At 70.4% G+C, this 13,816-nt stretch carries 14 protein-coding genes; 7 read left to right on the top strand and 7 right to left on the bottom strand.

Features of this window, described 5'->3' with window-relative positions; all coding sequences use genetic code 11:
* Positions 1-9: 9 nt before the first annotated feature.
* The gene (locus ACIBO2_RS28115; protein ID WP_358553570.1) at positions 10-2,049 is read right to left on the bottom strand and encodes a spermidine synthase; all 2,040 of its coding nucleotides are present in this window, start codon (positions 2,047-2,049) and stop codon (positions 10-12) included.
* Positions 2,050-2,231: 182 nt separating this feature from the next.
* On the opposite strand from ACIBO2_RS28115, the gene ACIBO2_RS28110 reads away from it, so the two are divergent.
* Positions 2,232-3,590: a S8 family serine peptidase gene (locus ACIBO2_RS28110; RefSeq protein ID WP_358553568.1), complete on the top strand. Its 1,359-nt coding sequence runs from the start codon at positions 2,232-2,234 to the stop codon at positions 3,588-3,590.
* A 49-nt stretch (positions 3,591-3,639) separates the two neighbouring features.
* Here ACIBO2_RS28110 and ACIBO2_RS28105 read toward each other — a convergent pair whose 3' ends face one another.
* Both ACIBO2_RS28105 and ACIBO2_RS28100 read right to left on the bottom strand, forming a co-directional pair.
* Positions 3,640-4,365 carry an ABC transporter permease gene (locus ACIBO2_RS28105; protein WP_358553566.1) on the bottom strand — a complete coding sequence of 242 codons (726 nt, stop codon included), beginning with the start codon at positions 4,363-4,365 and terminating at the stop codon, positions 3,640-3,642.
* Positions 4,365-5,105 carry an ATP-binding cassette domain-containing protein gene (locus tag ACIBO2_RS28100; RefSeq protein ID WP_358553564.1) on the bottom strand — a complete coding sequence of 247 codons (741 nt, stop codon included), beginning with the start codon at positions 5,103-5,105 and terminating at the stop codon, positions 4,365-4,367. Before ACIBO2_RS28100 ends, ACIBO2_RS28105 begins: the two co-directional genes overlap by 1 nt.
* Before the next feature lie 67 nt (positions 5,106-5,172).
* On the opposite strand from ACIBO2_RS28100, the gene ACIBO2_RS28095 reads away from it, so the two are divergent.
* A complete protein-coding gene (locus ACIBO2_RS28095) occupies positions 5,173-5,883 on the top strand; it encodes a TetR/AcrR family transcriptional regulator (protein WP_358553562.1) in 711 nt (236 codons plus the stop codon).
* Here ACIBO2_RS28095 and ACIBO2_RS28090 read toward each other — a convergent pair.
* Positions 5,806-6,123: a DUF4190 domain-containing protein gene (locus tag ACIBO2_RS28090; protein ID WP_358553560.1), complete on the bottom strand. Its 318-nt coding sequence runs from the start codon at positions 6,121-6,123 to the stop codon at positions 5,806-5,808. The two genes, ACIBO2_RS28095 and ACIBO2_RS28090, sit on opposite strands and share 78 nt — an antisense overlap.
* A gap of 91 nt (positions 6,124-6,214) precedes the next feature.
* Between ACIBO2_RS28090 and ACIBO2_RS28085 the strand changes: the two genes are divergently transcribed.
* Together ACIBO2_RS28085 and ACIBO2_RS28080 are read left to right on the top strand one after the other, a co-directional pair.
* Entirely contained in the window at positions 6,215-6,688 is a 474-nt protein-coding gene (locus ACIBO2_RS28085; RefSeq protein WP_358553558.1) for a nitroreductase family deazaflavin-dependent oxidoreductase, read from the top strand.
* A 56-nt stretch (positions 6,689-6,744) separates the two neighbouring features.
* On the top strand, positions 6,745-7,671 hold the full coding sequence (locus ACIBO2_RS28080; protein ID WP_397300564.1) for an ion transporter: 927 nt from the start codon (positions 6,745-6,747) through the stop codon (positions 7,669-7,671).
* On the opposite strand, the gene ACIBO2_RS28075 is transcribed toward ACIBO2_RS28080, so the two are convergent.
* A complete protein-coding gene (locus ACIBO2_RS28075) occupies positions 7,652-8,908 on the bottom strand; it encodes a low temperature requirement protein A (protein ID WP_358553554.1) in 1,257 nt (418 codons plus the stop codon). The genes ACIBO2_RS28080 and ACIBO2_RS28075 overlap by 20 nt on opposite strands.
* Before the next feature lie 2 nt (positions 8,909-8,910).
* A complete protein-coding gene (rpsD, locus tag ACIBO2_RS28070) occupies positions 8,911-9,525 on the bottom strand; it encodes a 30S ribosomal protein S4 (protein WP_358184842.1) in 615 nt (204 codons plus the stop codon).
* A gap of 76 nt (positions 9,526-9,601) precedes the next feature.
* Between rpsD and ACIBO2_RS28065 the strand changes: the two genes are divergently transcribed.
* Together ACIBO2_RS28065 and ACIBO2_RS28060 are read left to right on the top strand one after the other, a co-directional pair.
* A complete protein-coding gene (locus ACIBO2_RS28065) occupies positions 9,602-10,303 on the top strand; it encodes a DUF2470 domain-containing protein (protein ID WP_358553552.1) in 702 nt (233 codons plus the stop codon).
* Positions 10,304-10,376: 73 nt separating this feature from the next.
* Complete coding sequence (locus ACIBO2_RS28060; RefSeq protein WP_358553550.1) at positions 10,377-10,895, top strand: hypothetical protein; 519 nt, start codon at positions 10,377-10,379, stop codon at positions 10,893-10,895.
* A gap of 84 nt (positions 10,896-10,979) precedes the next feature.
* On the opposite strand, the gene ACIBO2_RS28055 is transcribed toward ACIBO2_RS28060, so the two are convergent.
* Positions 10,980-12,170, bottom strand: a complete 1,191-nt coding sequence (locus ACIBO2_RS28055; protein ID WP_358553548.1) for an ROK family transcriptional regulator — start codon at positions 12,168-12,170, stop codon at positions 10,980-10,982.
* A 142-nt stretch (positions 12,171-12,312) separates the two neighbouring features.
* On the opposite strand from ACIBO2_RS28055, the gene zwf reads away from it, so the two are divergent.
* Positions 12,313-13,788 carry a glucose-6-phosphate dehydrogenase gene (gene zwf / locus ACIBO2_RS28050; RefSeq protein ID WP_358553546.1) on the top strand — a complete coding sequence of 492 codons (1,476 nt, stop codon included), beginning with the start codon at positions 12,313-12,315 and terminating at the stop codon, positions 13,786-13,788.
* Positions 13,789-13,816: the final 28 nt, after the last annotated feature.

The following is a 13,816-nucleotide window of genomic DNA, read 5'->3' as shown; positions in this document are numbered from 1 at the left end:
CGGCCCGTACTAAGAGGCCGCCACCGACTTGCGCGGCAGCAGGATGAAGGCGCCCAGGTAGAGGACGGCGGCCACGATGAGCAGGCCCTTGTAGCCGATCACCAGCGCCAGGTATTCCAGGCAGCCGCCCACCATGGCCCCCAGGAGGTTCGCGCCGAAGGACGTCGTGGCGTCCGCCGAGTCGGAGAAGCGCTTGGCGAAGACCACGTTCGCCGCGAAGATCGGCAGGAACGCCACCGTCACCGCCGCCACCGCCCGCAGGGGCAGTGGCAGCGACAGCAGCCACGTGTTCGGCACCAGCCAGGCCAGTAGCAGGCCGCCGAACAGCACCCCGTACATGACCGGCAGTGGCGGTGTGCGGAAGCGGCGGGTGATCTCCACGGCGGCCAGCACGGCGACGAGCACCCCGGCGAACACGATCGCGTTGACCACCCACGTCGTGCCGAACAGCAGCGCGAAGCCCGTCACGCTCTTGGTCTCCAGCAGCAGGAACGCCACTCCGAGCAGGAACAGGTCGGCGTAGGGGCGCATCCGCCGGTAGGGCCCGGCGACGACGCGGACGGCGATCAGGCTGACCGCGAGGATCAGGCCGAGCGTGATGAGGTAGAGGGACGGGATGTCGCCGTCCTTCAGGTAGAGGAACGGCCGGTCGTCACCGGTGGGCGGCGGGGTGCCCGCGGCGGCGCCCGCCCACTCCCCCGCGCACCGCTGCGCCGACGCCGTCGCGCCCGCCGTGATCACGGCCTGCTGGCCCGCCGTGCTGACCACGTCGACGCACGGCTTGTGGCCGAAGGCGTTCTGCACGGTCGAGGCGAGCCGGTCGACGAGCCAGCTCTCGCGGTAGTAGTTGTACATCGAGAAGGTCCCGGTGGGCTTGAGGTGCGCCCGGGCGGCCTGCATGGCCTCCTCGGTGAACAGGTAGCTCTCCAGCCGCAGCGAGCTGGCCCCCGACACGAGCGTGAGCGAGTCGGGCAGGGCGAACAGGATCAGGTCGTACTTGTCGCCGGTCCGCTCCAGGAAGGCGCGGCCGTCGGTGACGTGGGTGGTCACCCGGGGATCGTCGTAGGGCTTGTCGGGGTGCAGGGAACCGCCGAGTTCGCGAAGCTTGGGGTCGATCTCGACGGCGTCGACGTGGGTGGCGCCCTTGGCCAGGGCGATCGCCACGTCCGTGCCGCTGCCCGCGCCGACGATGAGCACGTTCTTGGGCGGGGTGCTCGCCCGCTCGTACGGCAGGCCGTACTGGCGCTCCCACTGCAGCCGGGCGGCGGCGGGCACCGCCTGCTGGTGCGGGATGCCGTTCACGGAGATGTCGGTGACGGGCACGCCGAGCTGCTGGAACTGCTTGTAGGTGACCTTGTAGTACGGCGACCAGAACGCCCCGGCCGTCAGCGTCTCGGCCAGCAGCAGCCCCACGACCGCCAGCGACGGCACGGTGACGAGCCCCAGGTAGATGATCCGCGGCCGGGGCACCAGCAGCACGCCGTAGGCGGCGGCCGCGATCAGTCCCCAGAACACCGGCGGCGCGCTCAGGAACGACAACGCGGTGAAGACCGCGATCCCCGACAGGCTGCCGATCAGGTCGTAGCGGTAGGCCTCCAGGCGGGGCAGCTCGGGAAAGCAGCGCCCGACCAGCTCGGCCGGGCCCATCAGCACGAGCGCCGCCGCGCAGAAGATCACCGGCAGGATCAGCCACGCGGGCGGCCCCGTGGTCTGCAGGCTGGTCCAGTAGAGGACGCCCTCGGTGTTGCGGTCGACGGTCACCGGAAAGGTCAGCACGACGAAGACCAGGCCGAACAGGATGACCGGCGAATAGTACGGCTGCCGCCGCGCCCGCCCAACGCGCAGGAACCCCAGCCCGATGCCGAGGAACGACCCGAGAAGCACGAAATTGGTGAAATAGCTGAGATGCACGATGTTCGATCCGGTCCACCGGATCAGCGCCAGCTCCAGGAAGAGCATGAACGCACTGGCGAGAATGAGCCTCGGCCGCACCGCCAGCCAGTGATCGCCGTCCTCGCCCGCAACCGTCTTTTGTGCCTGGAGCGTCATGCCGCCTCACGCTAGTGAACGGACCGAGAACAAGGAAGCCTGACAGCGGGAATGAATATCGTCCCCTTGGCGGCTTTTACGGCATTTCAGCAGGTCAAAGCCCATGAGATGTGCTGGACACGCCCGAACAGATGAAGGAATCTTGGGAGGTTCATTTCCCTCCGAACATTCCGGTGGTGCCCATGCGCGTTCTGATCCAGCTGCGCCCCTCCCTCGATCTGGTCGCGGCGGTCGCCGATCCCGGCCAGACCGCCACCACGGCCGATGTCGCGGACGGTCTGCCCGGAGTCGAGCTCGACAACGCCTTCACGCCCGTGCCCCTCCCCCGGCCCGTCCCGCCGCCCGGCGGCGACCCGCTGTCACTCAACCAGCCGCTGGACTTCTCCCTGGCGGCCGAGGACGCCTCGGTGCTGGTTCGCGGCACGATCTCCGACGACGAACTCCTGACCCGCGTGACCCTCCTGCCCACCCTCCGGCCCGACGTCGTGGGCGTCTACGCCGATCCGGTCGTCGAGTCCTCGCTCACCTGCGGCGGCGACGCGCCGTTCGGCGACTGGCACGACGTCGAACGACTGCTCAACGTCCCCGGACTGCACGCCGAGGGGCTGGACGGCTCCGGGGTGACCCTGGCCGTGCTCGACACCGGCATCAACGCCGCCCACGTCGCCAGGCAGCTCGGCCGGGGCGTCACGCTCGACGCCCAGCGGAGCTGGAACCCCACGGGCGTCGACGGCCGGGCGGGCGAGTTCGAGGTCGCTCATGGCACGATGTGCGCCTTCGACACGCTCATCGGCGCGCCGCAGGCGTCGCTGATCGACATCCCGGTGCTTCGCTCCACCCGTCCGGGCGGCTCGGCGCTCGACGGGCTGCTGTCGGACGCCGTGGCCGCGTTCGCGCACCTGCGCATGGTGCTCGAGGCGCAGCCCGAGGCGTCGAGGGCGCTGGTGATCAGCAACTCGTGGGGGTCGTTCTCCCCTGAGTGGGATTTCCCCGTCGGCCATCCGGGCAACTACTCCGACAACGCGGCGCATCCGTTCAACCTGATGATCTCCAGCCTCGACAGCGCGGGCGCCGACGTGCTGTTCGCGGCCGGCAACTGCGGGCGCGAGTGCCGCGACGGCCGGTGCGCCTACCCGAACCGGCCGATCACCGGCGCGAACTCCCATCCCAGGGCCCTGTCGATCGGCGGCGTCGACGTGAGCGGCACCCGGGTCGGCTACTCCTCGCAGGGGCCGGGGCGGCTGACCGCCCGCAAGCCCGACATCTGCGCTTACACCCATTTCTCCGGGTCCAAGGCGTTCGGCGATGCCGAGCCCGATTCGGGTACCTCGGCCGCGACTCCGGTCGCCGCCGGGCTGGTCGCGGCGATCCGTACGCGCTGGCCTGCCTCGCGGCTGCGGCCCGCGCAGTTGCGCGCGCTGCTCCGCCGTACGGGCGAGGACCGCAGCGAGGTGGGCTTCGACTACGACTACGGCTACGGGATCGTCGACACCGCCGGGATCATCGCCGCGCTCCAGCGCCGGGCCAGAAGCATGTCCTGACGGGTGCCGTGATGGCGGCGACCGCGCCCGCCGCCAGCTCAGGCTCGGCTCAGGCGTTCTCCTGGTTGAACACCCGCGTCCCGATCGTGACGCTGACCAGGGCGAAGACCACGGTCACCGCCACCCCGACGCCGACCGTGCCGGTGGCGTAATGTCCGGCGAACAGCTCACGCAGCGCCTCCAGGACATACCGGAACGGGCTGATGTGCGAGAGCGCGTCCAGCCAGCCGGGCGCCATCGACATGGGCAGGAACGCGCCCGACAGCAGGACCAGCGGCAGCACCGCGGTGCTCATCACCGGCGCGAAGAGCTGGTCATTGAGCGTCAGCGCGACCGCGTACGACAGCGCGGCCAGGCTGAGCCCGAGCACGACCACCAGCACGAGCCCGGCCACCACTCCCGCGGCCGGGGCGCGCAGGCCGAAGGCGTAGCCGACCGCGACCAGCAGCACGGCCTGGATGATGAGTGTGACCGCGTTGTTGAGCACCCGGCCGAGCAGCAGGGCCAGGCGGCTGGCCGGGGTGACGCGCATGCGCTCCAGCACGCCCGAACGTTTCTCGAAGACCACGCCGAACCCGGCCATGCCGGTGCTCATCAGGCCGAGCTGGATGATCAGGCCCGGCACCAGCGTCTCCCAGGTGCCGATCGTGGCGAAGATGGGCCCGAACAGCACGAGGAAGACCAGCGGTTGGATGACGCCGAAGACGATGGCGATCTTCTGCCGCAGCGTGGCGCGCAGGTTGTGACGGAACAGCAGATAGGTCTCGCGCAGCATCAGACGCCCGCCTCCTCGCGCAGGGACCTGCCGGTGATGTCCAGGAACACGTCGTCGAGCGTGCGCCCGCCGGTCTTGAGCTCGGCCGGCGCGCCCTCGGCCACGATGCGGCCGTGGTCGATGATCAGCAGCCGGTCGCACAGGGCGTCGGCCTCGTCGAGGTAGTGCGTGGTCAGGAAGACCGTCACGCCCTGCTCGGCGCGCAGCGCCCGGATGTGCTCCCACAGGTTGGCCCGGCTCTGCGGGTCGAGCCCGGTCGTCGGCTCGTCCAGGAACAGCAGCACGGGCCGGTGCAGCAGGCCGAACGCTATGTCGAAGCGGCGCCGCTGGCCGCCGGACAGGGCGCCGCCGGGTCTGGACTCCAGGCCGGTCAGGTCGAGCCGGGCCAGCACCTCGCGCACCCGGGGCCCGGCTTCGTCGCGGGACAGGCCGTACAGCATGGCCTGGAGTTCGAGCTCCTCCCCGAGCGGGGCGGCCGGGTTGACCCCTCCGCCCTGCGACACGTAACCGATGCGGCGGCGCACCTCGCGGGCGTCGCCCAGCAGGTCGTGGCCCGCCACCGTGGCGGTGCCCGACGTGGGCTGGAGCAGCGTGGTCAGCATGCGCATGGTCGTGGTCTTTCCGGCGCCGTTGGGCCCGAGGAAGCCGACGATCTCGCCTGGCTCCACCGATATGTCCACACCCTTGACGGCTTCGACGCCGCCTTTGAAGGTCTTGCGCAGACCTACGGTCTTGATCATTTTCATCGCCTCCAAAAATAGAGTAGCCACAAGTTTGGTGTGACTGCAATATTGGTAGCATGGAGGCATGGATGAGGGGCTGCGCGAGCGGAAGAAGCGGGAGACCAGGCAGCGCATCGCCGACATGGCGATGGGGCTGTTCATGGTCCACGGGTTCGACAACGTCACCGTCGCGCAGGTGGCGAAGGCCGCCGACGTGTCGGTCAACACGGTGTTCAACTACTTCGGCACGAAGGAGGACCTGTTCGCCGACCGGCAGAGCGAGGTGGTGGACCTGTCGAGCAAGGTGGTCCGCGAGCGGCGGCCCGGCGAGAGCGTCGTGGCGGCCTTCCGGCGCGACTTCCTCGACGCGCTCGACACCGGCGACTGGCGCTACGGGATGAGCGAGGGCTCGGAGGTGTTCGGCCGGCTGGTCAGCGAGAGCGCGGCGCTGGTCGCCAGGATGCGCGAGGTGGAGCACCTCGCGGCCGTCAACCTGTCGGCCACCATCGCCGAGGAGACCGGGGCCGGGCCCGATGACCTCACCCCGCAGCTCGTAGCCGACCAGATCCTGGCCGTGACGCGGCTGCTGTCCCGGCACGCGACACGGCGCAAGGCGGCGGGCGAGGACTGGCCCGAGATCCGGGCGGACGTGCGCGCGCAGGCCGTGAAGGCGTTCGACCTGCTGGAGACGGGGATCGGCGGCTACGGCCGCCGATCGCTAGTCGTCGAGGCCGCCGAGGATGGCGGCGCCACCGAAGACCACCAACATGATCGCGTAGAGGCCGAACACCGCTAGCATCAGGCAGGTGCTGACGATGCCGCAGACGCGGCCGGCCGACACCATGCCCCGGTTCTCATAGATGTAGCCGCTCTGGTCGATCTCCCGGAGCGCCTTGGTGCCCATCGACCAGGCGAAGGGGCCGATGAACGTACAGACGACCAGGCTCAGGATGCCCAGGACCAGGATCGTGGTGCCGTTCGGGTGCGTCTGAGGCGGTGGCCCGTAGTAGGAGGGGCCATAGTTGGGATAGGACATCTGCACTCGCCCCCGTTGTCGATTAGGCGGTTTTTTATACCACAGGCGCTCTGCCGTCCGCAGTTGACCAAACGCTTGCTACACTCGCCGCATGCTCCGGGTTCTGAGGCTCTTCCTCCATCGGCTGGCGGCGGCCAAGTGGTTCATGAAGGCCGGTCCCAAGTTCATGCCGCAGCTCGACCGGACCGTGCACCGGCTGACCCGGGGGCGGCTGCTCAGCAACAATCCGGTGATTCCGACGCTGATCCTGGTCACCACGGGAGCCAAGTCCGGCCTGCCGCGCAGCTCGCCGCTCGCCTGCCTGCCCGAACCCGAGGGCACCCTCCTCGTGGTGGGCAGCAACTTCGGCCAGGACCACCACCCGGCGTGGAGCGGCAACCTGCTGAAGACCCCCACGGCCACGGCCAGCTTCCGAGGGAAGGACTTCCCCGTCACCGCCACGCTGCTGACCGGCGCCGACCGCGAGGCGGCGTGGCCGTGGCTGATCGAGCGGTGGCCGCTGTTCGACCGCTACACCGAGGTGTCCGGGCGGGAGCTGCGGGTCTTTCGCCTGACACCGACATAGTGATCTCCTGCGTCATCATGGTGGGGCAACTTATCCGTCTTTAGGAGCCCCTTCCCGTGCGTGAACGCACCCGAGCCTTCGTCGAGCACCAGCGATTCCAGCGGTTCATCGTCGGCGTCATCCTGCTCAACGCGGCCACCCTTGGCCTCGAAACCGTGCCCGCCGTGGTCGAGAGCTACGGTCACCTGCTGACCGTGGTCGATCACGCGGCGCTCTACATCTTCGTGGCCGAACTGCTCGCCAAGATCTATGTCGAGCGCTCGCGCTTCCCGCGCGATCCGTGGAACATCTTCGACACCGTGATCGTGGCGATCGCCCTGGCCCCCTTCACGAGCGGCCTGTCGGTGCTGCGGTCCCTGCGTATCCTGCGGGCGCTGCGCCTGCTGTCGGTGGTGCCCAGCCTGCGCCGGGTCGTCTCGGCCCTGCTGCGCGCGATGCCCGGCATGAGCTCGATCGTGCTGCTGCTCTCCCTGGTCCTGTACGTGGCCGCCGTCATGGCCACCAAGTTGTACGGCGACACGGCGCCGAACCGCTTTGGCAGCCTGCCCACCTCGCTGTTCACCCTCTACCAGACGATGACGGGCGACGACTGGGGCAACATCGCCAGAGAGGTGATGAACACCCACCCCACCGCCTGGATCTTCTTCACGATCTTCATCCTGGTGTGCACGTTCGTCGTGCTCAACCTGTTCATGGCCGTCGTGGTGAGCGCCATGGAGGAGGAGTCGGCCGCCGAGCGCGCGGAGCAGGAGGTCGACACCGCGGCCTCGCTCCAGCTGGTCCTGGCCGAGCTGACGGCACTGCGCAAAGAGGTCACCGAGCTGCGCGAAGAGCAGAACGTGCTACTCGACCGGGCGGAGGCCGCAGTGGCCGCTCAGCCGGGCGGGAGCGGAAACGGAAGCCGGAACGGGAACGGGAGCCGGATAGGGAACGGGGGCCGGAACGGGAACGGGGGCCGCTCGGTCAAGCGGGGGCGGCGGTAGGCGCGGCGGGCTTGTAGACCACCCGCCAGAGGGCGACCACCAGCAGCAGCGCCACCACGCTCCACGCCGGCACCAGCCCCGCGATCGCGGCGACCAGCAGCGGCACCACGATCGAGGGCACGGCCCAGCCCCAGATCCACCGGCGCCCGGCGCGGCTGGCGACACCGAGCACGGTGGAGGCGGCGAAGTAGACGGCCAGGCCGCCACACAGCACCCAAGAGATCCCGCCGTGCAGATGCTCGGCGGGCGCGGACGCCACCACCCCGAGCCCCGCCGCGGTCGCGGTGATGCCCGCCGTCATGGCGTAGTGCGCGGGCAGCGCGATGTACGGCTTGAGCCCCCGCTCGTGGATCTCGGGCACGGCGCTCAGGCCGTACTGGAGGGTGAGCCACCACAGCGACACGACCAGCCCGAACCCGGCCACGGCGGCCAGGCCGAGCGGCCAGTCCCAGTTGAGCCCGGAGGAGGCGATCACGACCTGCATGACCGCCTCGCCCAGCACGATGATGACGAACAGCCCGAGCCGCTCGCCCAGGTGCGCGGGGTCGAGTACGGCGACCTTCGGCGCCTCCAGGTAGCGCGCCTCAAGGATCTTCCCGCCCCTGGCCGCCCGGCGCAGCTCACGCGCCCTGAGCCGGTCGGCCTGTGCCGTCATCTCCTTGACCAACCGCTCCGGCCGGCGGCTCTGCAGGATGGAGAAGGTCACGTCCAGCGCGATGCCGAGGCCCCACAGGTAGTAGCGCCACTCGCCCTCCACCCCGAGCGAGGCGAACCACGGTGTGAGGCCCGCGCCGAGCTGGGCCGCGGGCCAGGCGGTCATCACCGTGCTGGCCGCCTGGAGCGAGCGGGAGGCGCTGACCCGGCAGGTGATGTAGGCGGCGATGAACCACTTGTCGTGCGTGCCCACACCGGGGATGGCGTGGGCGACGTCGGGGGCCGCCGCCGCCATGACCGCGATGCCGAACATGCCGATCAGCATGCTGCGCAGGTGCGTCTTCTCGGCGCGGACGTTGGAGTAGAGCGTCAGGGACGTCCAGATGCTCCACACCGCGTAGTAGAGGATGACGAACAGCGCCACATCGCCCCAGGTCGGGTGCTGCAGGCGGTGCGCCAGCTGGGCGACCGCCACCACCACGACGAGGTCGAAGAACAATTCCAGCCAGCTGGCATGCCGCTCACCCACGCCGCTCGCGGCTTCCGCGACTTCCGCGCCACTCGCGGCACCTACATCACTCACGGCTAACGAGAATAGAACTCCACGACGAGTTGCTCGTCCACCGGTACGCTGATCTGCTCGCGCTCGGGCCTGCTGACCAGCGTGAACCGCAGGTCGGAATGATCGACGGACAGGTAGGCCGCGATCCGCTCATCGGCGTACACACCCTCGGCGGCGGCCACGAACGGCTGCATCCGGCGTGAGCGCTCCCGCACGGTGATGACCTGGCCGGGCTTGACCAGGTAGCTGGGGATGTCCACCTTGCGGCCGTCGACGGCGATGTGGCCGTGGTTGACGTACTGCCTGGCCGCGTAGATCGACGGGGCCAGGCCGGCCCGCAGCACCAGCGAGGCCAGGCGGGTCTCCAGCAGCGTGACCAGCTCGGCGCCCGAGGCGCTCGGCTTGCGCACGGCGAGGTCCCAGTAGCGGCGCAGCTGCCGCTCCGACACGTCGTAGTACCAGCGCAGCTTCTGCTTCTCCAGCAGCCGCAGCCCGTAGTCGCCGGAGTTGCGGCGGTTGGTCTTGCGGCCGTGCTCGCCCGGCGGGTAGGGGCGCTGCTCGAAGTAGCGGACGGCCTTCTTGGTCAGCGGGACGCCCGCGCGACGTGACAGTCGCACCTTCGGACCGGTGTAGCGCACGTTCACCTCATGTGGTTAGGTAGTCCTTACTTAGGTAAGGCTAACCTATAGCTGAGTGAGATCTCAAGGAGGCGCCATGCTCACGATCCCCGAGCGGATCCGCACTCTTGCCGCGTCGGCGAGCGTCGGCCGGCTGTCCGTCGACGGCGCCCCCGCGCCCGCCCGCGGCGGGGTCGACGAGCGGGGCCGCCCGGTGCTGCTGGTGCGGCCGGGCGAGATGCTGCACGGCCTGCGCGACGACGCCGTCGTGGCGGTGAACCTGACCGCCATGCGCGTGCTCGGCCAGGTCTCGCATCCCCGTGGGCTGCTCGAGGTGCAGGGATGGGCGCAGGCGGTGCCCGAGAGCGAGGCGCGCGGGGCCGCCGTCGCGGTCGCGGCGCACACGGCCGACGAGGCCCTGTTCGAGGCGCTGGAGAGGTACGGCCGGCCGGACGCGCCCCGGCTGCTGCGGCTCGACGTCGGCCAGGTGGTGTACCTGACCGGGCACGACTCCGGGGTGCTGGACGCCGACGACTACCTCGACGCCACCCCCGACCCGCTGGCCACCACCGCCGAGCGCGTGCTGGCCCACATCAACGAATCGCATAGGGCCCAGCTCGCGGGCGGGGTGGCCAAGCAACTGGGCGGGGACGCCGGGGACGTGTGGCTGTGGGAGCTGGACCGCTACGGCGCGACGGTCCGGGCGGACGAGCAGCTCGTACGCTTCGCGTGGCCGACGCCCGCGCACACCGCCCTCTGCCTGGAGACCGCGCTGCGCGGCCTGCTGTGCGCGTGCTGACCGCCGGGGAACTTGATCACGATTCGCCGGGAGTCACCCGAGATGGGGTTCCGAGTTACTATCATCGGCGCCTGTGGATCACAGAGAGCGGCGCAGGCGGATTCTGATGGTCGCCGGACTGATGGCCGGTTGCCTGATGCTGGCCACCGCGGCGATCCTCGTCGGCGGCGTCTTCACCGGGACACAGCTCACTATGGCCAGCCTGCCCGACCGTGGCCACCACCCGGGCCCGGCGCGGCGCGAGCCGGGAGTGATCGAGTCGAAGCTCGCCCGCTATCGCGTCCCGGTCACGCGTCCGGTCCAGTCCACGCCGCCCCCCGCGGACCCCGTGCCCACCCGCCGCGCCAAGAGGACCGCCCCGGCCACCCCTGACGCGACCCGGGCGACCGGCACCCCGCGCCCCCAGGCGAGCCCCACCCGGAGCACGTCACCGACTCCGCGGACCACCGGCACGGCCATCGCCACGCTGCAGCCCGCGCTGCCCGAGGCGGCCATGGGCCGCACGCAGCCACCGAGGAGCATCCCCTCGGACCGGATCACGCCACCGCGCAAGACGAAGAAGCCCTGGCCGAACCGGCATCCTCACCGGTGAGAGCCTGACCGAACCGCATCCCCAGCGGTGCGGGCCTGACCGCCGCCGACCGCCAGGAAGCGGCCCTGAGGCTGAGGCCGACCGTCAGGAAGTGACCTTGAGGCGGGCGATCATGCTCTCGTCGACGGCGTCCGGCGAGAGCACGTGGTCGAGGACCATGACCGCGCACCCGCTGATGCCCGCCCCGGCGCCCAGCCTGCTGGGCTCGATGCGCAGCCGGCGGGTGGCCAGCGCGGTGGAGCGGCGGTAGACGACCTCGCGGATGCTCGACACCAGCGGCCCGAACGCCTCGGCCACGTCGCCGCCGAGCACCACGACCGACGGGTTGAGGATGTTGACGGCGATGGCCAGAACCTCGCCGATCTGACGGCCCGCCTCGCGGACGATCGCCATCGTCTCGGCGTCCCCGGCGCGCACCAGCGCGGTCACGTCGGCGATGGTCTTGACGTCCTTGCCCGCGGCCCGCAGGTCGCGCAGCAGCGCGGTGCCGCTGGCGACCGAGTCGACGCAGTCGATGTTGCCGCAGCGGCAGAGCACGCCGCCGCCGTCGCGCACGGGGATGTGGCCGATCTCGCCCGCCGCGCCGAGCGCGCCGCGCAGGATCTCGCCGCCCGCGATGACGCCCGCGCCGATCCGGGTGGACACCTTGACGAACATCAGGTCGTCCAGGTCGGGATAGGCGCCCCGGTGCTCGCCGATGGCCAGCAGGTTCACGTCGTTGTCGATGAGTACGGGCACCGGGAAGCGCTCGCGGACCACCGGCGGGATCACCACGCCCGTCCACGAGGCCATCACCCTGGCGCTCTCGGTGCGGCCCTGCGCGAACTCGACCGTGGCGGGCATGCCCATGCCCACGCCCCGCAGCATCGAGCGCGGCCGGTCCCCGAGGAGTTCGTCCCAGGTGTCCATGACGAGCGGCAGCACCACGTCGGGGCCCTGCTCGACGTCGATGGCGAAGTCGCGCCCCTCGAGCTCGCGGCCCGCCAGGTCGCAGACCGCCACCCGCGTACGGGTGGCGCCCAGGGCGGCCACCAGCACCACGCCGCCGACGGCGTTGAACTCCAGGCGGACCGGCGGCCGGCCGCCGGTGGACGGCGCGTCGGCCCGCTCCACGACCAGACCGCGGTCGAGCAGCTCACCGACCCGCAGTTGCACCGCGGGGCGGGACAGGCCGGTCACCCGGCCCAGATCCGCTCGCGTCACGGCCTCACCGGTGCGGATGAGGCGGAGCACCTCGCCACTCGTGGCGAGCGTCGCGGCGGTACGTCGAGGCATCCGCCAAGTGAATCACAGGAGGTTAGGTAATGAAAAGTCTCGACTTTTTTATCTCAAATAGCAAAACTCTGCTTGTGTAGTTACCCAACTCTTACTAGTGTCCGTTCTGTCCCTGCTTGGTAGATCATCGGAGTTCCCAGCCGTGTCCCCCTCTCCCACCCCCGCCACCGCGCACGCCGCCGACCTTGTCGTCTTCGGCGGTACCGGCGACCTGTCCATGCGCAAGCTGCTCCCGGCGCTGTACCACAGCGACGTGGAGGGCCGGCTCTCGCCCGAGACGCGGATCATCGCCATGTCCCGGGGCGGGCTGACCGACGAGGACTTCCGCGGCAAGGTGGACGCCGAGGTACGGGACCAGGTCCCGGCCGACCTCGGCGCGTGGCAGCGCTTCCTCGGCCGCCTGCACCACGTGTCCGTCGACGTGGGCGGCACGAACCGGTCCGGCTGGCGCGCGCTGGCCGCCCTGCTGGGCGGGCACGAGCAGCGCGACCGGGTGTTCTACCTGGCCAGCCCGCCGATGACGTTCGGCCCGTTCTGCCGCGAGCTGGACCAGGCGGGCCTGGTGACGCCGCGCTCGCGGGTGGTGCTGGAGAAGCCGCTCGGCCGCGACCTGGCCAGCGCCCAGCGGATCAACGAGGAGGTCGGCGCCATCTTCGACGAGGCGCAGATCTTCCGCATCGACCACTACCTGGGCAAGGAGACCGTGCAGAACCTGCTCGTGCTCCGCTTCGCCAACGCCTTCCTGGAGCCGATCTGGAACTCCCTCTGGATCGACCACGTGCAGATCACCGCCGCCGAGACCGTGGGCACGCCCGGCCGGCGCGGCTACTACGACCAGGCCGGCGCGCTGCGCGACATGGTGCAGAACCACCTGCTCCAGCTGCTGTGCATGACCGCCATGGAGCCGCCAGCCCGCAACGACCGCGAGGCGATCCGCGACGAGAAGGTGAAGGTGCTCCAGGCGCTGCGGCCCATCACCGGCACCGAGGTCGACCGCTTCACCGTGCGCGGCCAGTACACCGAGGCCGACGGCATGCCCGGCTACCTGGACGAGCCCGCCTCCACTCCGACCACCGAGGCCTCGCGCCGGGTGGAGACGTTCACCGCGATCCGCGCCGAGGTCAAGAACTGGCGGTGGGCCGGGGTGCCGTTCTACCTGCGCACCGGCAAGCGCCTGCCGCGCCGGACGTCGGAGATCGTGGTGCAGTTCAAGGACGTGCCGCACTCCATCTACCCCGGCGGCTCGCCGAACCGCCTCGTCCTGCGGCTGCAGCCGGAAGAGGGCATCGAGCTGCACATCATGGCCAAGGAGCCGGGAGCGGGCGAGGTGGCGCTCAAGCCGGTGCCGCTGAGCCTCAGCTTCGGCAAGACCTTCACCGCGCGGGTACCCGAGGCGTACGAGCGGCTGCTCATGGACGTGCTGGCGGGCAACCCGACGCTGTTCATGCGCCGTGACGAGGTGGCCGCGGCCTGGCAGTGGATCGACCCGATCCTGGCCGCCTGGGAGTCGTCCGCCGAACTGCCCGAGCCCTACCCCGCCGGGTCCACCGGACCGGCGGGCGCCCACGAGCTGCTCGCCCGCAGCGGTCGCGAGTGGCACGAAGAGGACCAAGCGTGAACAAGCCGACTTGGGGTCGAGGACCCAC

The sequence above is a fragment of the Nonomuraea sp. NPDC050022 genome (genome assembly GCF_044460705.1).
Classification (GTDB): Bacteria; Actinomycetota; Actinomycetes; order Streptosporangiales; family Streptosporangiaceae; genus Nonomuraea.
The sequence above is the reverse complement of the archived record's forward strand: the minus strand, read 5'-3'. Positions and strand labels throughout refer to the sequence as shown.